The organism is Levilactobacillus sp. LN180102 (assembly GCF_050106635.1).
GTDB classification, from domain to species: Bacteria; Bacillota; Bacilli; order Lactobacillales; family Lactobacillaceae; genus Levilactobacillus; species Levilactobacillus brevis.
This window is the reverse complement of the sequence record NZ_JBNIIX010000004.1, coordinates 1-17,983: the sequence shown is the minus strand read 5'-3', so window position 1 is coordinate 17,983 and position 17,983 is coordinate 1. Positions and strand designations below refer to the sequence as shown.

Annotated in this window: 20 protein-coding genes and 1 tRNA gene; 14 read left to right on the top strand and 7 right to left on the bottom strand. The window is 45.8% G+C overall.

The window, feature by feature from the left end; all coding sequences use genetic code 11:
- The first annotated feature begins 169 nt into the window (after positions 1-169).
- From tuf to ACP4IT_RS03660, 5 genes are all read left to right on the top strand, one after another.
- Positions 170-1,360, top strand: a complete 1,191-nt coding sequence (gene tuf, locus ACP4IT_RS03680; RefSeq protein ID WP_011668060.1) for an elongation factor Tu — start codon at positions 170-172, stop codon at positions 1,358-1,360.
- Positions 1,361-1,613: 253 nt separating this feature from the next.
- Positions 1,614-2,924 (top strand): trigger factor, encoded by a 1,311-nt coding sequence (gene tig, locus ACP4IT_RS03675; protein ID WP_015473856.1) that lies wholly within the window; start codon positions 1,614-1,616, stop codon positions 2,922-2,924.
- A gap of 227 nt (positions 2,925-3,151) precedes the next feature.
- Positions 3,152-4,408 carry an ATP-dependent Clp protease ATP-binding subunit ClpX gene (gene clpX, locus ACP4IT_RS03670; protein WP_011668058.1) on the top strand — a complete coding sequence of 419 codons (1,257 nt, stop codon included), beginning with the start codon at positions 3,152-3,154 and terminating at the stop codon, positions 4,406-4,408.
- Positions 4,409-4,589: 181 nt separating this feature from the next.
- Positions 4,590-5,183 (top strand): ribosome biogenesis GTP-binding protein YihA/YsxC, encoded by a 594-nt coding sequence (yihA, locus tag ACP4IT_RS03665; protein ID WP_011668057.1) that lies wholly within the window; start codon positions 4,590-4,592, stop codon positions 5,181-5,183.
- A gap of 2 nt (positions 5,184-5,185) precedes the next feature.
- Complete coding sequence (locus ACP4IT_RS03660; RefSeq protein WP_011668056.1) at positions 5,186-5,485, top strand: nucleoside triphosphate pyrophosphohydrolase family protein; 300 nt, start codon at positions 5,186-5,188, stop codon at positions 5,483-5,485.
- 40 nt (positions 5,486-5,525) lie between these two features.
- Here the strand turns inward: ACP4IT_RS03660 and ACP4IT_RS03655 are convergent, their stop codons facing one another.
- A complete protein-coding gene (locus ACP4IT_RS03655) occupies positions 5,526-5,714 on the bottom strand; it encodes an SPJ_0845 family protein (protein WP_011668055.1) in 189 nt (62 codons plus the stop codon).
- Positions 5,715-5,871: 157 nt separating this feature from the next.
- On the opposite strand from ACP4IT_RS03655, the gene uvrC reads away from it, so the two are divergent.
- Positions 5,872-7,689: an excinuclease ABC subunit UvrC gene (gene uvrC, locus ACP4IT_RS03650; RefSeq protein ID WP_011668054.1), complete on the top strand. Its 1,818-nt coding sequence runs from the start codon at positions 5,872-5,874 to the stop codon at positions 7,687-7,689.
- 87 nt (positions 7,690-7,776) lie between these two features.
- Positions 7,777-9,072 (top strand): GTPase ObgE, encoded by a 1,296-nt coding sequence (obgE, locus tag ACP4IT_RS03645; RefSeq protein ID WP_015473854.1) that lies wholly within the window; start codon positions 7,777-7,779, stop codon positions 9,070-9,072.
- 47 nt (positions 9,073-9,119) lie between these two features.
- Here obgE and ACP4IT_RS03640 read toward each other — a convergent pair whose 3' ends face one another.
- Both ACP4IT_RS03640 and ACP4IT_RS03635 read right to left on the bottom strand, forming a co-directional pair.
- Positions 9,120-9,875, bottom strand: coding sequence for a hypothetical protein (locus ACP4IT_RS03640; RefSeq protein ID WP_011668052.1), 756 nt, complete (start codon positions 9,873-9,875; stop codon positions 9,120-9,122).
- A 14-nt stretch (positions 9,876-9,889) separates the two neighbouring features.
- The gene (locus ACP4IT_RS03635; RefSeq protein ID WP_011668051.1) at positions 9,890-10,165 is read right to left on the bottom strand and encodes a hypothetical protein; all 276 of its coding nucleotides are present in this window, start codon (positions 10,163-10,165) and stop codon (positions 9,890-9,892) included.
- 172 nt (positions 10,166-10,337) lie between these two features.
- Here ACP4IT_RS03635 and rnz point away from each other — a divergent pair, with 172 nt between their 5' ends.
- The 4 genes from rnz to ACP4IT_RS03615 all read left to right on the top strand — a co-directional run bounded on the left by rnz (position 10,338) and on the right by ACP4IT_RS03615 (position 14,599).
- A complete protein-coding gene (rnz, locus tag ACP4IT_RS03630; protein ID WP_011668050.1) occupies positions 10,338-11,291 on the top strand; it encodes a ribonuclease Z in 954 nt (317 codons plus the stop codon).
- Positions 11,288-11,677 carry a LapA family protein gene (locus tag ACP4IT_RS03625; protein ID WP_015473851.1) on the top strand — a complete coding sequence of 130 codons (390 nt, stop codon included), beginning with the start codon at positions 11,288-11,290 and terminating at the stop codon, positions 11,675-11,677. Before rnz ends, ACP4IT_RS03625 begins: the two co-directional genes overlap by 4 nt.
- Positions 11,678-11,741: 64 nt before the next feature.
- Positions 11,742-14,063 carry a single-stranded-DNA-specific exonuclease RecJ gene (gene recJ / locus ACP4IT_RS03620; protein ID WP_172757600.1) on the top strand — a complete coding sequence of 774 codons (2,322 nt, stop codon included), beginning with the start codon at positions 11,742-11,744 and terminating at the stop codon, positions 14,061-14,063.
- Between the two features lie 17 nt (positions 14,064-14,080).
- On the top strand, positions 14,081-14,599 hold the full coding sequence (locus ACP4IT_RS03615) for an adenine phosphoribosyltransferase (RefSeq protein WP_015473849.1): 519 nt from the start codon (positions 14,081-14,083) through the stop codon (positions 14,597-14,599).
- A gap of 63 nt (positions 14,600-14,662) precedes the next feature.
- Here ACP4IT_RS03615 and ACP4IT_RS03610 read toward each other — a convergent pair whose 3' ends face one another.
- Positions 14,663-15,118: a universal stress protein gene (locus ACP4IT_RS03610; RefSeq protein WP_011668046.1), complete on the bottom strand. Its 456-nt coding sequence runs from the start codon at positions 15,116-15,118 to the stop codon at positions 14,663-14,665.
- A 37-nt stretch (positions 15,119-15,155) separates the two neighbouring features.
- A complete protein-coding gene (locus ACP4IT_RS03605; RefSeq protein WP_011668045.1) occupies positions 15,156-15,368 on the bottom strand; it encodes a CsbD family protein in 213 nt (70 codons plus the stop codon).
- A gap of 349 nt (positions 15,369-15,717) precedes the next feature.
- Between ACP4IT_RS03605 and ACP4IT_RS03600 the strand changes: the two genes are divergently transcribed.
- Complete coding sequence (locus ACP4IT_RS03600; protein ID WP_011668044.1) at positions 15,718-16,107, top strand: hypothetical protein; 390 nt, start codon at positions 15,718-15,720, stop codon at positions 16,105-16,107.
- Here the strand turns inward: ACP4IT_RS03600 and ACP4IT_RS03595 are convergent.
- Positions 16,104-16,994 (bottom strand): diacylglycerol/lipid kinase family protein, encoded by an 891-nt coding sequence (locus ACP4IT_RS03595; protein WP_011668043.1) that lies wholly within the window; start codon positions 16,992-16,994, stop codon positions 16,104-16,106. The two genes, ACP4IT_RS03600 and ACP4IT_RS03595, sit on opposite strands and share 4 nt — an antisense overlap.
- 218 nt (positions 16,995-17,212) lie before the next feature.
- Between ACP4IT_RS03595 and ACP4IT_RS03590 the strand changes: the two genes are divergently transcribed.
- Positions 17,213-17,611, top strand: coding sequence for a TIR domain-containing protein (locus tag ACP4IT_RS03590; RefSeq protein WP_011668042.1), 399 nt, complete (start codon positions 17,213-17,215; stop codon positions 17,609-17,611).
- A gap of 53 nt (positions 17,612-17,664) precedes the next feature.
- A tRNA-Ser gene (locus ACP4IT_RS03585) sits at positions 17,665-17,752 on the top strand.
- A gap of 78 nt (positions 17,753-17,830) precedes the next feature.
- Here the strand turns inward: ACP4IT_RS03585 and ACP4IT_RS03580 are convergent.
- On the bottom strand, positions 17,831-17,983 hold a 153-nt coding region (locus ACP4IT_RS03580; protein ID WP_426855179.1), incomplete at its 5' end, for a transposase.

Genomic DNA, 17,983 nt, shown 5'->3' with positions numbered 1-17,983 from the left:
TTAGTTTACAAATAATTCTGCAGCATATATACTGGTCAAGGATTCTTTTTTGGGAGGGTTCCAGCTTTCCCTTTCCGAAAAGAAGTAGTATAATTTTACGCAAAGGGTGATTAATTTTCGTTTTCGAGAGTTAGTCATGCTTGCGATAAAATACAGGAGGGTTTCATTAATGGCTGAAAAAGAACATTATGAAAGAACTAAACCCCATGTAAATATTGGTACTATTGGCCATATTGACCATGGGAAAACGACGTTAACCGCTGCTATCACTAAGGTACTTGCTGACAAAGGTTTAGCAAAGGCCGAAGATTATGCAGATATCGATGCTGCTCCAGAAGAACGTGAACGTGGTATCACGATCAACACTGCCCACGTTGAATACGAAACGGAAAAGCGTCACTATGCGCATATCGATGCCCCAGGACATGCTGACTACATCAAGAACATGATCACTGGTGCCGCTCAAATGGACGGTGCTATCTTGGTTGTTGCCGCAACTGATGGTCCTATGCCACAAACGCGTGAACACATCTTGCTTGCGCGACAAGTGGGTGTTGACTACATCGTTGTCTTCTTGAACAAGACTGATCTTGTTGATGATGACGAATTGGTTGACTTGGTTGAAATGGAAGTCCGTGAGCTCTTGTCTGAATACGATTACCCTGGTGATGACATTCCTGTTATCCGCGGTTCAGCTTTGAAGGCTCTTGAAGGCGACGAAGAACAAGAAAAGGTTATCCTTCACTTGATGGATGTTGTTGATGATTACATCCCAACTCCAGAACGTGAAAACGACAAGCCATTCTTGATGCCAGTTGAAGATGTCTTCACGATCACTGGTCGTGGGACTGTTGCTTCTGGTCGTATCGACCGTGGGACTGTTAAAGTCGGTGACGAAGTTGAAGTCGTTGGTTTACATGAAGACGTACTGAAGACGACGGTTACTGGTCTTGAAATGTTCCGTAAGACGTTGGACCTTGGTGAAGCCGGGGATAACGTTGGTGCTTTGCTTCGTGGTGTTAACCGTGAGCAAGTTGTTCGTGGTCAAGTGCTTGCACAACCAGGTTCAATCCAAACTCATGAAAAGTTCAAGGGTGAAGTTTATATCTTGAGCAAAGAAGAAGGTGGCCGTCATACGCCATTCTTCTCAAACTACCGTCCACAATTCTACTTCCACACCACTGATATCACTGGTGTTATCGAATTGCCTGATGGTGTAGAAATGGTTATGCCTGGTGATAACGTGACGTTCACTGTTGAACTGATCCAACCAGCTGCCATTGAAAAGGGTACGAAGTTCACTGTTCGTGAAGGTGGCCACACCGTTGGTGCCGGTACCGTTACGGAAATTGACGACTAATTTCGATTAGTTAGTACCGAGAGGGCTCGAAAAGTTTAACTTTTCGGCCCTTTTATTTTACGCAAAATTGAGTGGCGAAAGACTACTGATGATAGCGGTTTTCTGTGGAAATGAATTTTAGGATAAATCCGCGTCATTCATGGACTTTCGGCAAAAATCATTTTACAATTGTCGATGGGTAAGGTACACTAAGAAAGTATGCAATTGATAGAATTGTAAATAGATTATTATCTTTCATTTCGGAGGGAAAATCATGGCTGCAAAGTGGGAAAAAAAGGACAATAACCAAGGCGAATTAACCTTTGAAATTGCCCCAGATAAAATTAAGGAAGGTTTAGACAAAGCTTTCCAACGGACAAAAAAGAACTTAGCGGTACCTGGCTTCCGTAAGGGCCGTGTTCCTCGTCAAATCTTTAACCAAATGTATGGTGAAGAAGCACTCTACCAAGATGCTTTAAACATTGTGTTACCAGAAGCTTACGATGCTGCGATTAAAGAAGCTGGCATCGAACCTGTTGATCAACCACAAGTTGATGTTGAATCAATGGACAAGGATCAACCATGGGTATTGAAGGCCGTTGTCACGGTTAAGCCAGACGTTAAGTTGGGCGAATACAAGGGCTTGAGTGTTACTAAGCAAAACACGCGGGTTTACCAAAAAGATATCGATGCTGAAATCGAAAAGCAACGTCAACAACAAGCAGAATTAGTGCTTAAAGAAGACGAAGCTGCTGCTAAGGGCGATACAGTTGTGATCGACTTTGACGGTTACGTTGATGGCAAGCAATTTGATGGTGGTAAGGCTGATAACTACTCATTGGAATTGGGCTCTAACTCCTTCATCCCTGGCTTTGAAGATCAATTAGTTGGTCACAAGGCGGGCGAAGATGTTGATGTTAAGGTTACATTCCCAGCTGATTACCAAGCTGAAGATTTGCGTGATAAAGAAGCAACCTTCAAGGTAACGATCCACGAAGTTAAGGAAAAGCAATTGCCTGAATTGGATGATGAATTTGCTAAGGATGTTGACGAAGATGTTGACAGCTTAGAAGAATTAGAAGCCAAGACCAAGGATCGTTTGAAGGAACAAAAAGTCACGGCTGCTCATGATGCAATCGAAGACGAAGCCATCAGCGAAGCTGTTGACAATGCTGAAATTGCTGCAGTACCTGAAGCTATGCTCAAAGATGACATCGATCGGCAAATGGACCAATACTTGGCCAACATGCAACAACAAGGTATCGAACCTAAGATGTACTTCCAATTGACTGGAACGACCGAAGACGATTTGCGTAAGCAATTCGCTGATGGGGCTGAAAAGCGGGTTAAGACCAACTTGGTACTAGAAGCCGTTGTCGAAGCTGAAAAGATCGAACCTAGCGAGGACGAAGTTGCTGCCGAAGTTAAGGACTTAGCTAGCCAATATGGTATGGAAGAAAGTGCTGTACGCAGTGCCTTGTCCGATGACATGTTGAAGCACGATATTGCTATTAAGAGCGCGGTTGACTTGATTGCTGACTCTGCTAAGCAAGACAAGAAGAAGGATGCCGAAGACGACGAATAATCGCTGTTGTTAGACATGACCGGGACGACAGGCACTGTTGTTCCGGTTTTTCTGTTATTTTGTGAGTTTTTGCGACCTTAAAAGGAATTGGCGAGGCGAATTAATTTTCTCCGGTCAATAACTGTGGTATAGTACACGATTGATAGGGATCGGGTGTATTTTTCCGGTTTACTGACCTAAGCAATTTGTAATTATAGCAAGCGCTTGAAGAGAAAGGGTGAAGTTTATTGTTTGAAAACACCGAAACAGAAGGACCAGTGACCTGCTCGTTTTGTGGCAAGACACAGGATCAGGTGCAAAAGATCGTTGCTGGGCCAGGTGTTTACATCTGTAATGAATGTATTGACCTTTGCAAAGAGATTATTGATGAAGAATTTAATCAAACTGCTGCACAAGAAACGTTGGAAGTTCCCACACCAGCCGATATTGTCAAGACGTTAAATCAATACGTGATTGGTCAAACAGAGGCTAAGCGGACCTTGTCAGTAGCCGTCTATAATCACTACAAACGGGTTAACGAAATGGCTCAGGAGACTGATGATGATGGTCCAGAATTGCAAAAGAGTAATATTGCCGTGATTGGACCCACTGGTTCAGGGAAGACGTATTTGGCGCAAAGCTTGGCTAAGATTCTTAACGTTCCCTTTGCTATCGCTGATGCGACGACCTTAACGGAAGCCGGTTACGTTGGTGAAGACGTTGAAAATATTTTGCTGAAGTTGTTGCAAAATGCCGATTACGATGTTGATCGGGCCGAAAAGGGTATCATCTATATCGATGAAATTGATAAGATTGCCAAGAAGGCTGAAAATGTTTCCATTACGCGAGATGTCTCTGGTGAAGGGGTCCAACAGGCCCTATTGAAGATCTTAGAAGGGACAATTGCTAATGTGCCACCTCAGGGCGGACGAAAGCATCCCCAACAAGAATTCATCCAAATTGATACGACCAACATCCTCTTTATCGTGGGTGGCGCGTTTGATGGGATTGAAGGCATTGTTAAGCGTCGTTTAGGGGATCAGACCATTGGCTTTGGTGCTGATAGTCAGGAACAGCATGTCCTGTCTTCCGGTGATAGTCTGATGCAACATGTTATTCCTGAAGACCTATTAGAATTTGGGTTAATTCCTGAATTCATTGGCCGGTTGCCGATTTTGACGGCACTTGAAAAATTGGACGAAAATGATTTAGTCCGGATTTTGACGGAGCCTAAGAATGCACTGGTTAAGCAGTATGAAAAGCTTTTGGCCTTGGATAATGTCGACTTACAATTCCAACCAGCGGCTCTGCGTGAGATGGCAAAGCTAGCAATTGCTCGTAATACTGGGGCCCGGGGATTGCGGTCCATCATCGAAGATGTGATGCGTGACATCATGTTTGACTTGCCAAGCCGTACCGATGTGGCTAAAGTTGTGATTACGCCAGAAACAGTGACGGAACACGCTGAACCAGAATTAGTTTTAAAGGATCAAAAAGCATCATAAAGAACTCATTTACACGGAGAGTGACTAGCTGATGGGCTAGCCACTTTTTTGTTGGACGCAAAGTAGGGCCAGACGGGCTTTATTCGATGATCTCACATAAAAAGCTAAGAGATTCATGCCAGTCAGCTCACGTTCTGTGTTAAAATGATGAAAGAGATTTTGGAGAGGATGGCATGAACTAATGGAAGTCAATCATGTAGAATTAGTGATGAGCGCGGTTGATCCCGCTCAATACCCAACAACGGGGTATCCAGAAATTGCGTTGGTGGGGCGCTCGAACGTGGGAAAGTCCTCATTAACTAATGTGTTAATTAACCGTAATTCGTATGCCCGGACGTCCAGTCAACCAGGGAAAACCCAGACGCTGAACTTTTATAACGTTGAGGACCAGCTTTACTTTGTGGATGTTCCCGGTTATGGTTATGCAAAGGTCTCCAAAACAGAACGAGAAAAGTGGGGGCAGATGATCGAAACCTACCTGACTCAACGCGATCAATTGCGCGGTGTGATTTCGTTAGTTGACGCCCGGCATGCGCCAACTGAGGATGACATTCAGATGTATCGTTGGTTGGCTTATTATGAGTTACCAACGCTGATTGTGGCGACGAAGAGTGACAAGATTGCTCGCGGAAAGTGGAATCAGGCGGTTAGTCAAATTAAGAAGTCACTGGAGTTGCCTAATACAGATAATATCGTGATGTTTTCGGCGCCAAAGAAAATGGGTAAGGATGCCGTGTGGAACTGGATCGAAGCCCAAGCATTTGGAGGCGAATAAACATGGAATTTAATGAGTATCAACAAGCTGCTAATCGAACCCTGTATGGCAACGAACAGGTCTTAACGAACTGTGCACTCGGCTTAGCCGGAGAAACCGGACAAGTGGTAGACTTGGTTAAGAAGTATACGTTCCACGGCAAGGATCTCGACCACGATGCCATTGTGAAAGAAATGGGCGATGTGTTGTGGTATCTGAGTCAAATTGCCCAGTGGGCCGATATTGATTTTGATGAAGTGGCACAGGCCAATATTAAACGCCTGAATGCCCGTTATCCACATGGTTACCAACCAAATCGGTAACAAAAAAGGACGACCCTTGTGGTCGTCCTTTTCGATTGATTTAATCGTTGGCGTGTTTCTGGTCATGTTTGAGTTGATCGTCTTTGATCAACGCTTTACCCTTCTTGTCACCCTTGTGATCGTCTTGACGCTTTAAGAACTTGTCCCGCTTAACGTCAGTAGGGTCCATTTGGGCGAATTTGCCAAACATGGAATCAAGGTCATCTTGTCGTTTAACTTTTAATGCCAAATTGAGGCACCTCCTTGCTTTTCCGTTATCATAGCAGAATTTGACGCGTTTGTCATTTTTGACTCATGCTGGTCAAAAGGGATTTCACTTGCACCAAACAAACATTCGGCATATACTTTATTAGCTTATTAACACGCCTAAACGGGAGGGATTATCCTTGGCATCAGAATACTTGGAGCATAAGCTTGCGTTACTGCCGGGCCTTCCCGGCTGTTACCTCATGAAAAATATTAATAGTCAAATCATTTATGTTGGCAAGGCTAAGAACCTAAAAAATCGGGTGCGGTCTTACTTTAAGAGTAGTCACACTGGGAAAACGGCACAGTTAGTCAGTGAGATTGTTGACTTTGAGACAATTATTACGTCTACAGATAAGGAAGCTTTCTTATTAGAAATTACGTTGATTCAAAAACATCAACCTTACTTTAATATTAAATTGAAGCGGGGAACGGGATATCCTTACATTAAAATTACTAATGAACGGGATCCCCAACTGCTTTTAGTGAGTGATATTCGGAAAGATGGCGCTTATTATTTTGGACCATATCCGAATGTTTACGCGGCAGAAGAAACAATGCACTTCTTGCAAAAGGTTTATCCGTTACGTCGGTGTCCTGGACATCAAGGCCGACCGTGCCTCTATTATCATATGGGGCAGTGTTTGGGTGCCTGTTTTAAAGAGGTGCCAGAAGCGGAGTATGACCAGCAGATTCGCAAAATTAAGTCGTTTTTAAATGGCAACGTGGGACATGCGAAGAAGGATCTAACGCAACGCATGGAAAAAGCAGCGGCGGATATGGCCTATGAACGTGCCGGCGATCTGCGTGACCAGATTCGCTACATTGAAGCGACAGTTGAAAAGCAAAAGATCATTTCTAATGACAGTACGCCACGAGATATTTTTAATTTTTATCTGGATAAGGGCTGGTTATCCATTCAGGTATTCTTTATTCGCCAAGCCCGCCTAATGAAGCGCGAAAAGCGACTCTTTCCGGTGGTCAACTCAGCGGAAGAAGAACTGGCTAGCTTTATTGTTCAATTTTATCAGCGCAAAAATACAGTCTTGCCGCGTGAAATTTTAGTTCCGGCCAGTATCGACCATGACGTTATCGAAGAGCTGCTAAAGGTGCCCGTTAGAACGCCTCAGCGGGGGACTAAACGCGATTTGCTAGAGATGGCAGGGAAGAATGCCAAACTGGTCTTAGAAGAGAAATTTCGGTTATTGGAGCTGGATGAAGGCAAGACAACCGGCGCGATGAAAGAAATTACAGATGCGTTAGGGATTGCACCGGGACACAAGATCGAGGCGTTTGACCACTCACATATCCAAGGCGCCGATTTGGTCTCGGCAATGGTGGTCTTTGTCGATGGTCAACCGAATAAAAAACTTTACCGTAAGTATAAATTACAAACGGTCGATCATGCTGATGAAACGGCTAGCACGTTAGAGGTCATCCGGCGGCGGTACGGGCGATTGCTTAAAGAACATGCGCCAATGCCCGATCTAATCTTGATGGATGGTGGTGACATCCAGATGAATGCCGTTAAAGAAGTCCTTGAAGACGAGTTTGACTTGCATATTCCAGTCGCTGGGATGGTGAAAAATGATCATCATAAGACGGCCGATCTCTTATTTGGACCGGATGACCACCATGTCCATTTGGACCCTAAAAGTCAGGGCTTCTATCTGGTTCAGCGGATTCAAGACGAAGTCCATCGGTTTGCCATTAGCTTCCATCGGCAAGTGCACACCAAGCATTCCCTGAGTTCACGTTTAGATCGGATTCCGGGAGTTGGACCTAAAACTCGGAATAAATTATTGCGCAAATTTGGCTCGACAAAGAAGATTAGTGAGGCTAGTATGGCCGAAATCCGGGAGTTGGGTATCAGCGAAGCGGTGGCACGAACGATTCACGTTACCTTAGCCGCGGAAACGGCCGAGATTAAGAATCCTCGAACCCCAACGAGTCTTTGACGTGACGGCCGTTTGCCGGTATACTGACTAGCAGGAGATTAACAGAGCAGACAGCACGGGCTGACTGAGAAAACGAGGAAATTAATTATGTTTGTAGATCAAGTTAAAATTAATGTGAAAGCCGGTAACGGTGGTAACGGAATGGTTGCCTTTCGCCGGGAAAAGTTTGTGCCCAATGGTGGGCCAGCCGGTGGTGATGGTGGCCGTGGTGGAAATGTCGTTTTCGTGGTCGACGAAGGTTTACGGACACTGATGGATTTTCGCTATCAGCGTAAATTCAAGGCGAAGAGCGGTGGCAACGGGGCAATCAAATCGATGACCGGTCGGGGGGCAGAGGACACAATTATCAAGGTGCCCCAAGGAACCACGATTATGGATGCGGAAACTGACCAAGTCATTGGTGATTTGGTGGCCCCCGATGATTCCGTTATTGTGGCGCATGGTGGTCGTGGTGGACGGGGAAATATTCACTTTGCCTCGCCCAAGAATCCGGCACCTGAGATCGCAGAAAATGGCGAGCCAGGTGAGGAACGTGAGATTCGTTTGGAATTAAAAGTGCTCGCCGATGTCGGTTTGGTGGGTTTCCCATCCGTTGGGAAGTCAACCTTGCTATCTACAGTGACGAGTGCCAAGCCCAAGATTGCGGAATATCATTTTACAACCTTAGTACCGAACTTAGGTATGGTGCGGTTGCCAGATGGTCGTGATTTTGTGATGGCCGATTTACCTGGTTTAATTGAAGGAGCCGCTAATGGTGTAGGCTTGGGATTCCAATTTCTGCGCCACGTTGAACGTACCCGGGTCATTCTACATTTAATTGATATGAGTGGTCTCGAGGGACGGACACCTTATGATGACTTTGAAAAGATTAATCAAGAGTTGCAGACCTATGATCCTGACATTTTGAAGCGACCACAAATTGTGGTGGCCAATAAGATGGATATGCCGGATTCTGCCGAAAACTTGGCTCAATTTAAAGAAGATTTGAAGCAGGATACGCTATTAGCGCAAACGCCAGAAATCTTTGCGGTTTCTGCCTTAACTCACGACGGATTGACGCCGCTACTGCAACGTACGGCGGATATGTTGGCAGAAACGCCACAATTCCCAGTTAAGCAGCCAGAAGTGGCTACAACGGCGGAATATAACTTCCAGCCAGAAGCCGGATTCACCTTGAATCAGGATGCCGATGGTACATGGATCTTGGGTGGCGACAAGCTGGTTAAGTTATTTAAGATGACCGACGTTAACCATGAAGAAAGTCTCCTACGCTTTGCCCGCCAAATGCGGGGGATGGGTGTCGATGATAGCCTCCGTGAACATGGGGCTAAGAACGGCGATTTGGTTAAAATCGACGACTTTACCTTTGAATATATGGCCTAACAAAAAAGACGTGACCGTTGCGTACGGGACGTCTTTTTTGTTTGGGCTTAAACTGTTAGTGTTAACCAGTCAGTGGGACTAACCACTTGTTTTTGGTTAACGTAAGCGCCAGCAAAAGCCACTTTAATGGTTTTGAACGTTGGTTTCGTTTTTTCGCTGGCCAGGCCAGTCGCAAAGGTGGCTAGTTGGCCCTTACCAGCAATCGTTTTACCTGCGCTGGCATCACTTAATTGGTTAGTCGCATTTAGTTGCTGGTTAGCTGATAAGCGGATCGCTTTAATGCCATCGGTCGTGACGGCCTGCTTTCCGTGGTTGTAAATGGTAAACTTAAGTTGAATCGTATAGTAGGGACTCTTCAACGCGCTGAGGTTTAGGGCTTGAGCTGCCATTCGCTTGGCGGCGGCAGTCTCGGCTGTGTTTTTAATCAGGCGAACAGTCGTAATTTTATAAGTTAATTGGCCGCTCTTTAAGGTTGTCTGGGGATGCTTTACTTTGGTCAGTTGTAACCGTGTGCCGACCTTATCGTAAGTGAACTGTCCCGACTTCTTTAGGTTACCGGACTTTACGTAGCTGGCACGCTTCGTTTGAGAAGCTGCAGGTCGATAAGTTTGCGCTTCTGAGGAACTAGACGATGATGTGGCCGAGACAGCGGCGTCGGGATTGGCGGCGCTGTAATGGCGGCTGGACTGGCTACTGCTGTTTTTAAAGCTAGTGGTGCTCTTTTGTGCGGATGATTGGCAGCCAGCCAATCCGAGTACTAGAAGACTTAGACCGGCTAACACCAAGGTTTGATGTAATCTCATGAAAAAAACTCCTTTCAACCTAATAAAATAAGATGGGTAACTAAACGATAACCGTATAGTCGTTGTGCCGGGGTGCCGGCGATGAAGAGGGCGGCGTGCGGATCGACTTGCTGACAGCGCGCCCGAAACTGATCGAGTGTTAGGGGCCGGCCAGAACGCGTGATTAATAAAAGTTGATGCGGGCCTGTCTGTAAATCAGTAATGGCGAAACGCTGGTCGTGATGCTCCCAGTAAAGGGCCAGTCCGGGATGTAAATCAGCAGTGGAACGGTTAAAGTCAATGAGTTGCATACAACTTCCTCCCCCGAAGTCTGGTTTTTCTGCTTTAAGTATACCGAATTTTGGTGGGGAACCCTAGCAAAATTACTGATTTGGATAAACGGAGCGGGAAAAGTTGCGGTTTGGTCTAAAATCCCCTAAAATAGTGAACGGACTTTAAATATAGAATAGGAACGAAAAAAATATGGAAATTGAATTTTTAGGAACGGGCGCTGGTTCGCCAGGAAAGTTCCGTAATGTAACCAGTACGGCATTACGGCTGTTAGACGAGCGAAATTCCGTTTGGCTGTTTGATGTGGGGGAAGCCACTCAGCATCAAATTTTACGGACAACGCTCAAACCACGTAAAATTGATAAAATTTTTATCACCCATTTACATGGTGACCACATTTTTGGGTTACCAGGATTGCTAAGCAGTCGTTCCTTTCAGGGCGGCGATGCCCCGCTAACCATTTATGGACCCAAAGGAATTCGAAATTTTGTTGAGGTGAGTCTGCGTGTTTCGGAAACAAAGTTGTCGTACAAGATTCGGTATCAGGAATTAACGACTGATGGCTTAGTTTTTGAAGACGGTAAATTCCGCGTGTATGCGCAACACTTGGACCACCGGATTGAATGCTTTGGTTATCGTATTGAGGAGAAGGATCATCCGGGTGAACTGCAAGTTGAGCAACTTCAAGCGGCTAAAATTCCTTCTGGGCCGGTATATGGGCAATTAAAGGCCGGTAAGACGGTGACTTTACCAGATGGCCGCGTGATTAATGGCGCTGATTTCTTAGGGCCGGCACAACCAGGGCGAATTGTGGCCATTTTAGGGGACACGCGACAAACGCCCAATGCAGAAAAATTGGCGATCAATGCGGATGTTTTGGTCCATGAAAGTACGTTTGCCAAGGGTGAAAGTAAATTGGCCCGATCCTATTACCACTCAACGAATATTCAAGCGGCGGAGTTGGCAAAACGGATGCACGTTAAGCAACTGCTGTTGAACCATATTTCGGCTCGTTACACCGGAAAGATGGCGGCTGAGTTGCAGCATCAGGCGCGTGAAGTCTTTAAACAGACGCGGGTCGTCAAGGACTTTGATGAGATTGAGGTACCATTTGAGAAGCTAACGAAGGAGGGAACGCCGTCATGAAAAATCAGTGGCGAATCGTGATCACTATTTTATTGGTTATTGTGGTTGCCGTTTTTGCAATTCTTAACGTGGAGAGTGTCCCAGTTTCATTTGGATTCACAACGGTTCACTGGCCACTGATTCTCATTTTGTTGGTGTCCATTCTGATCGGTGCGGTGCTAATGATCTTGTTCTCCACGATTACGGTTTTCCAGCATAATCGCGCATATAAGGACTTAGAACAAGCCAGTCAGGAGCAGTTAGCTGCTTTACAAAAGGAAAATGATCAGTTGACCAAACGGCTGCAAAACTCTAAGAGTAAGCAGATAACGGGGCAACAAGAAAAGCAAGTGCAGGAACTTCAAGCACAGATTGCTGACTTGCAGAAACAATTAGCAATTAAATAGGTTTATTGAGAAGAGTGGTGCCATTGACACCGCTCTTTACCGTTTTAGAAAGGGTGGTTCGGACGTGATTGCTGCACACTATCATTGGAATATTAAACACGTTGACCGGCCGTCAGCTGAAGCTCAGGCCTTGGCAACTGCGGCGGACATTTCGCCTATCGTGGCCCAAATTTTGTGGAATCGGGGATACCAGACGGCACCAGCTGCACATGATTTTTTAAATCCGGGGCCGGAGCAATTGCATGATCCTTCCTTGTTGCATGATATGGATAAAGGCATTGAGCGGATTGAGACTGCAATTGATGAAGAACAACAGATTACAATTTATGGTGATTATGATGCGGATGGTGTTACCAGTACCGCGATTCTATATGAAACGCTCAATGAGATGGGGGCTAAGGTTAATTACTATATTCCTAATCGCTTCAGTGACGGTTATGGACCGAACGTCGCGGCATTTGAAAAACTAATTGCGGCCGGCACACAGTTATTTGTGACGGTGGACAATGGGGTCGCCGGTAATGAGGCCATTGCAGCGGCCAAAAAAGCTGGGGTTGACGTGGTGGTTACCGATCACCATGAGCTGCCAGAAGAATTACCGGATGCTTACGCGATTATTCACCCCCGGTATCCCGGAGCTGAATATCCATTTGGTGGCTTGTCCGGAGCCGGGGTCGCCTTTAAGGTGGCACAGGCGTTACGAGAAGAAATTCCCCAAGACCTATTGGATTTGGCGGCAATCGGAACGGTGGCGGACTTAGTGCCATTGGTGGACGAGAATCGCGTGCTGGTTTATTTTGGCTTACAACTACTTAAACAAGATGAGCGGCCGGGCTTACTGGCCTTAATGCAAACAGCTGGAATTAAATCCGATGACTTGACGGAACAGTCTATCGGATTTGGGATCGCACCACGGCTGAATGCACTTGGACGGTTAGATGATGCCAGCCCGGCGGTAGAGTTATTGACAACCGTCGATGAAGCTAAGGCAGAAGAATTGGCCAAGATGACGGAGCAGAAGAATCGTCAACGCCAAGAGCTCGTCCAGTCGATTAGCACCGCGGCTTTACAACAAGCAGTGGATGCAGATCACCAAGACCGGGCCACGCTTGTCATTAGTGGTCATGATTGGCATGAGGGCGTATTGGGAATTGTAGCCAGCAAAGTGGTTGAGGCAACGGGAAAACCGACCTTGGTTCTGAACATTCAAGCAGGTCGTGCCAAAGGGTCTGGTCGAAGTGTGGAAGCCTTTAACTTATTTGCGGCCTTAGATGGTCATAGAGACCTGATGACGGCCTTTGGTGGTCATCACATGGCCGTTGGCTTAACGGTCCCTGAAGACCAATTGACAGCCTTAGCCGATGCGTTAGATGATGAGGCTCAAACGCAAGCGCTCGCTCAAAGTGGTCCTAGCGAACTGCCGGTAGCCGCGACGTTACCGGTTGCGGCCGTTACGCCATCCTTATATCAGGAGTTGGCGCAGCTGGCACCGTTTGGGACGGATAATCTACAGCCGCTATTTGCTTTTGAATCGGCGACGGTTACTCAAGTTAAGGTGATTGGTAAAGACCATAGTCATTTGAAATTTCAGTTACAAGAAGGACAACACCAATTGAATGCCATTCAATTTGGCGCGGCAAAGTACGTTGATGATCTTACCGCAGCACCAGATGATGCGGCTGTTTTGGGGACGATTGAGGATAATGTTTGGCAGGGTCGCCATTCATTGCAGGTAATGGTCAAAGACCTCAAAACGAGTGTAACGCCCGTTCAAGATCAACGAACAACGACGTTGCATGCCCAAATGTTTACGACAGTGGGTGTCTACGTTTTCTTTCACCGCAATATCTATCAACAATTGCGGTCACAACTGCCGGAGCAGGCCACGGCAATCCTAGTTGATGGGACGACGCAGGCACCAGTAACGGCTGAACAGCGGGTATTTATCGTTGATTGCCCGGATATGACAGTCGACTTAACGAACGTGCTACAGCAATTACGACCAACTCAGCTGACGGTTTATCTCTATAAGAAAGAAAGTCTTTCGCAATTAGGGATGCCAACTCGCGCCCAGTATGCTAAACTATTTAAGTTCGTTGCAACCCATCAACAAGTTGATGTGGGGCATCAACTGGCCCAATTGGCGACCTTTTTACAAATACCGAAAACCCAGTTGGTATTCATGATTCAAGTGTTCTTCGAGTGTGGCTTTATCACAATCGCACATGGAATGATGAACGGTGTGGCAAACCCGGCGCATAAAGAGTTAACGACGGCACCGAGTTACCAATTACGACAACAACAAATGCAAACGGAAGCAGAACTCTTGCAGTGTCCAACCGCGGCTTTGTTGCAACGTCTACATGCCCCATTTGAACAAAAATAAAGGAGCTACTCAATCTTATGGCAACTGATTTTACGAAATACATTGCAAGTGTTCCAGACTATCCTGAAAAGGGGATTATGTTCCGTGACATTTCACCACTGATGGCAGATGGTCAAGCCTTCCATGCGGCAACTGATGAGATTGTCGCTTACGCCAAGGATAAGGGCGTTGAAATGGTGGTTGGTCCGGAAGCCCGCGGTTTTATTGTGGGCTGTCCAGTGGCTTATGAAATGGGAATTGGTTTTGCACCAGCTCGTAAGGAAGGTAAACTTCCACGGGAGACGGTGAAAGCCAGCTACGATCTAGAATACGGGCAATCAGCCCTATATTTGCACAAGGATGCGATTAAGCCAGGACAAAAAGTCTTGGTCACAGATGACCTGTTGGCCACTGGTGGGACAATTGGCGCAACTATTCAACTAGTTGAAGACCTCGGTGGTATCGTGGTTGGAACGGCCTTTTTGATTGAATTACAAGATCTTCATGGTCGTGACAAGTTAAAGGGTTATGACATTTTTAGTTTAATGCAGTACTAAGTAGAAAAGCGCCAATCAACTTCCGATTAGGAAAGCTGATTGGCGCTTTTGATTAACTTGAAATTATTGGTCGTCTTCTTCGGGAACGTCATTGACGACAAAGACATTCGGCTCGGCGTGCTGAACAATATAGTTAGTGGTTGAACCAATCACTAACCGGGAGAAGGCGTTAGTCCCGGACTTACCAACAACGATTAAATCAATACCTAAATCAGCATCGTTGGCAATCTCCGTAATAATTTGTTTAGGAGCACCTTCCTTGAGGATCATGTCAGCATGAACCCCAGCGTTGTCAGCGACCTGTTTTGCCTTTTCCATCAATTCACGACCGTTTTGCCGCATTGAGGTAACCACTTCGGGATAACCCGCGCCTAATCCGCGGGAGGTAAACTGCGCAATATCAATGACGTGTAAGATCGTAATAGTTGCGTGCCAGTCCTTGGCAAGTGAAACGGCTGTGTTTAAGGCTTCAGCAGCATTGCTGGAACCATCTAACGGAACGAGTAGTCGATTATACATGGTCAAGACCTCCTTGTGGAATTCGGTGGGGGATGAGCTATTTTTTGGCGTTATCTAAATGTTCTTTGGCACTATCGGCAGCACCCTTTAAAGACTCTTTAGCTTGGGCAAATTTGTCTTTGGCCTTACCGGCTAATTGGTCGGCTTTGCCTTCGGTTTCCTTTTGCTTATCACCTGTGACTTTACCTGTGACCTCTTTAGCTTTACCTTGTAATTTATCCTTTGCTGCGTCGCCTTTAGTTGAACTCATAGATATGACCTCCTCTTAATTTACTAATCGTTTGGATTAGCTTATGAGTGTATTATGACAAAATTAATTCGATGTTTCAAGAAATATGCATGGCGAATAATTAACGGTAAGCAGAATAGCAAAAAACCGAGTGGATAGGGCCACTCGGTTTCAAAGGAGACAGTCCGTTGAGGAGGACGGAACTGAAAAATGGTTACGTTCATCAACGACTAGCAAGTACTTTACAAAGGGGATAATACTGGCAAACTAATTCTAATAATTAGTTTGTAGTTATATTATGCGACAAGTAGTTTTGCGGCGCAATTAATATGCTCAGTGTTAGAATTAAAAAAGGAGAGGGATGATAATCGTGGACTTTATTGATTTAACGCCGATACAACTACGGCATACCCCATTAGGGACGCGTGGACAGCTACCGATATTGCATAATTGGCAGTTGGATTGGCACAAATTGGCGGCTTTGATTCAGGATAATCAGTCGGTGATGGCAGTCGTACAGGCGGGATTAGCTGAAGATTGGTTGAATACGCAAGGGACAATCTGGGATGAACAGATTGGTTATTACCGTTACCCCAATGATAACCGTGAACCGGATGATACGGTCTTTTGGGCGGCTTCTACTTGGGCTACCCCGGCCATATTGGTCACCTTTCACAATGAGCTAACGCAGGCCTTTGCGTGTTATTGTCAGGGGCGAGACCCTGACTTTCATTATCTTGGAAGTCGGGGAATAGATTAGTTCGGGGTCATGACTTGAATGAAATCGGAGCGGATGGCGACTTTGATTGGCAACTTAACACTAGGGTCGCCATCAATACGCGTGTGAAGTGGACGATGAGATAAGTTTTCAATGGTAAGTGATGTACTTTTGAAATAACTAACACCGCGAGCATTCTTGAATTTTCCGGCAATGAATAATCGGCCGTAGTTCATGAGCTTACGGGGGGTAAAGCGGCGAAGGACGAAGGTGTGCAGTAAATCATCGTCAAAGCTGGCTTCTTGGTTAAAGGTAATAAAACCACCAACGGAATTAGTCGTGGTTATCAGGATAACCTGTGCCCGTTGGACGTGGGTCTGATCGTTAACAGTTAGCCGAAATTTGTAAGAGCGATTAGTAACTAATTGTTTAAATCCCTTAAATAGATAGATCATGGGTCCCCAACACTTTTTCTCAGATTGCTTGACGTTTTGAGCGGTTTCGGCTAATTTACCGATGGTGAGACTGCTAACAATTGCTTGACCAGTATCGGGGAGATAACCTAGGTCAACTGGTCGAGCGGTCCCTGTTAGGATGGTATCAATTGCGGCATCGGCTTCTAGCGGAAGACCCAAGGCTTTAGCAAAGTTATTGACGGTGCCACCGGGGATGATGCCTAAGGTAGTCCCGACGTTGGCTTTTAAAAGGGCCGTACAGGTGGTGTTTAGGGTGCCATCACCACCAATGGTGACGAGACAATCATAGTCTTTGGCGCGTTTTTGAATAGCCTGGAGGGCTTCTTGACGTGATTGTGTGGCTAATAGATCGGCATCCCCATGGGCGGTAGCCTGGCGTTGAAAATGATGGGCAATTTTTTCGTTATCATTGCTACCCGCACTGCCATTGTAAATGACAAGATATTTGGACATGAGGTTCACTCCTTCCTTTTAATTGTGCTGGATAGATGAGTTAATTGTAGGGATTTTTGTGATAGTGGTCAATGAATATACATAATAGGTGAGCGAATGTATCGCTTTTAAGTAAGGCTTGTTATATGGTTTTTATAAGAAATACATATGCTTGTTATGGTTTTGACTTTTGATACCGCTACACTTGTATCAAGTTAATTAAGAAGGGAGTTTGGATAATGAGCGATTTGTTTATTAGCTACCAGTCGGCAGACCCGTTAGCCCAATCATTCCAGGTCCAACTCCATGAATGGGCTGCGCAAAATTGGGCGTTTCCAACAGTGAGCTTTCATGAACAGGTGCCACCAGTCAAGTTTCAGGGACGAGGGGCAGCAGCAATTCGGCGGCAGCTACGACGTGAGATTCGACAGACCCATCAGTTACTAGTTGTGGTTAGTCGTGAAACTTGGCAATCGGAATGGACGGACTGGGAGATTGCGACGGCTCGTCAGGAAGATAAGCGCTTATTAGCGGCAAGGATGGATAGTACCAACATTTCTCCGCTGGGGTTAGTGGATGCCCAAGCGGTGTGGATTGATCCGTTTGATCCGGCCGTCTTGATTCAGGGAGGAATTTAAAATCTAGGCTTGCATTTATGGTCATTATTGGTAAAATATACTAGTAGTGACTTGGAGAGTTGGCAGAGTGGTAATGCACCGGACTCGAAATCCGGCGAACCGGCTAATACCGGCGCGCAGGTTCAAATCCTGTACTCTCCTTTTTAAACCGCGTAAGAAGTATAATAAAAATGGCTCTTTGTCAACGGGTGTTGATGGAGGGTTTATGTGGAACTTCGTTCACTTGCGAACGGGGTTCCTTTTCTTTAATCTGATTTTAAATTCAATTTGAATACGAAAAACAAAGTTTTTCCAATTCCGGTATCCGTATGCTGTCCGCTTAATCTGTTTAATCTTTCGATTGACGCCTTCAATGGGACCGTTGGAAAGTGT

What these genes read in the sequence shown, in the direction of transcription:
- tuf (WP_011668060.1), top strand. Translation starts at nt 170, where the DNA reads ATGGCTGAAAAAGAACATTATGAAAGAACTAAACCCCATGTAAATATT.
- tig (WP_015473856.1), top strand. Translation starts at nt 1,614, where the DNA reads ATGGCTGCAAAGTGGGAAAAAAAGGACAATAACCAAGGCGAATTAACC.
- yihA (WP_011668057.1), top strand. Translation starts at nt 4,590, where the DNA reads ATGGAAGTCAATCATGTAGAATTAGTGATGAGCGCGGTTGATCCCGCT.
- ACP4IT_RS03660 (WP_011668056.1), top strand. Translation starts at nt 5,186, where the DNA reads ATGGAATTTAATGAGTATCAACAAGCTGCTAATCGAACCCTGTATGGC.
- obgE (WP_015473854.1), top strand. Translation starts at nt 7,777, where the DNA reads ATGTTTGTAGATCAAGTTAAAATTAATGTGAAAGCCGGTAACGGTGGT.
- ACP4IT_RS03640 (WP_011668052.1), bottom strand. Translation starts at nt 9,875, where the DNA reads ATGAGATTACATCAAACCTTGGTGTTAGCCGGTCTAAGTCTTCTAGTA.
- ACP4IT_RS03635 (WP_011668051.1), bottom strand. Translation starts at nt 10,165, where the DNA reads ATGCAACTCATTGACTTTAACCGTTCCACTGCTGATTTACATCCCGGA.
- rnz (WP_011668050.1), top strand. Translation starts at nt 10,338, where the DNA reads ATGGAAATTGAATTTTTAGGAACGGGCGCTGGTTCGCCAGGAAAGTTC.
- ACP4IT_RS03625 (WP_015473851.1), top strand. Translation starts at nt 11,288, where the DNA reads ATGAAAAATCAGTGGCGAATCGTGATCACTATTTTATTGGTTATTGTG.
- ACP4IT_RS03615 (WP_015473849.1), top strand. Translation starts at nt 14,081, where the DNA reads ATGGCAACTGATTTTACGAAATACATTGCAAGTGTTCCAGACTATCCT.
- ACP4IT_RS03610 (WP_011668046.1), bottom strand. Translation starts at nt 15,118, where the DNA reads ATGTATAATCGACTACTCGTTCCGTTAGATGGTTCCAGCAATGCTGCT.
- ACP4IT_RS03605 (WP_011668045.1), bottom strand. Translation starts at nt 15,368, where the DNA reads ATGAGTTCAACTAAAGGCGACGCAGCAAAGGATAAATTACAAGGTAAA.
- ACP4IT_RS03595 (WP_011668043.1), bottom strand. Translation starts at nt 16,994, where the DNA reads ATGTCCAAATATCTTGTCATTTACAATGGCAGTGCGGGTAGCAATGAT.
- ACP4IT_RS03590 (WP_011668042.1), top strand. Translation starts at nt 17,213, where the DNA reads ATGAGCGATTTGTTTATTAGCTACCAGTCGGCAGACCCGTTAGCCCAA.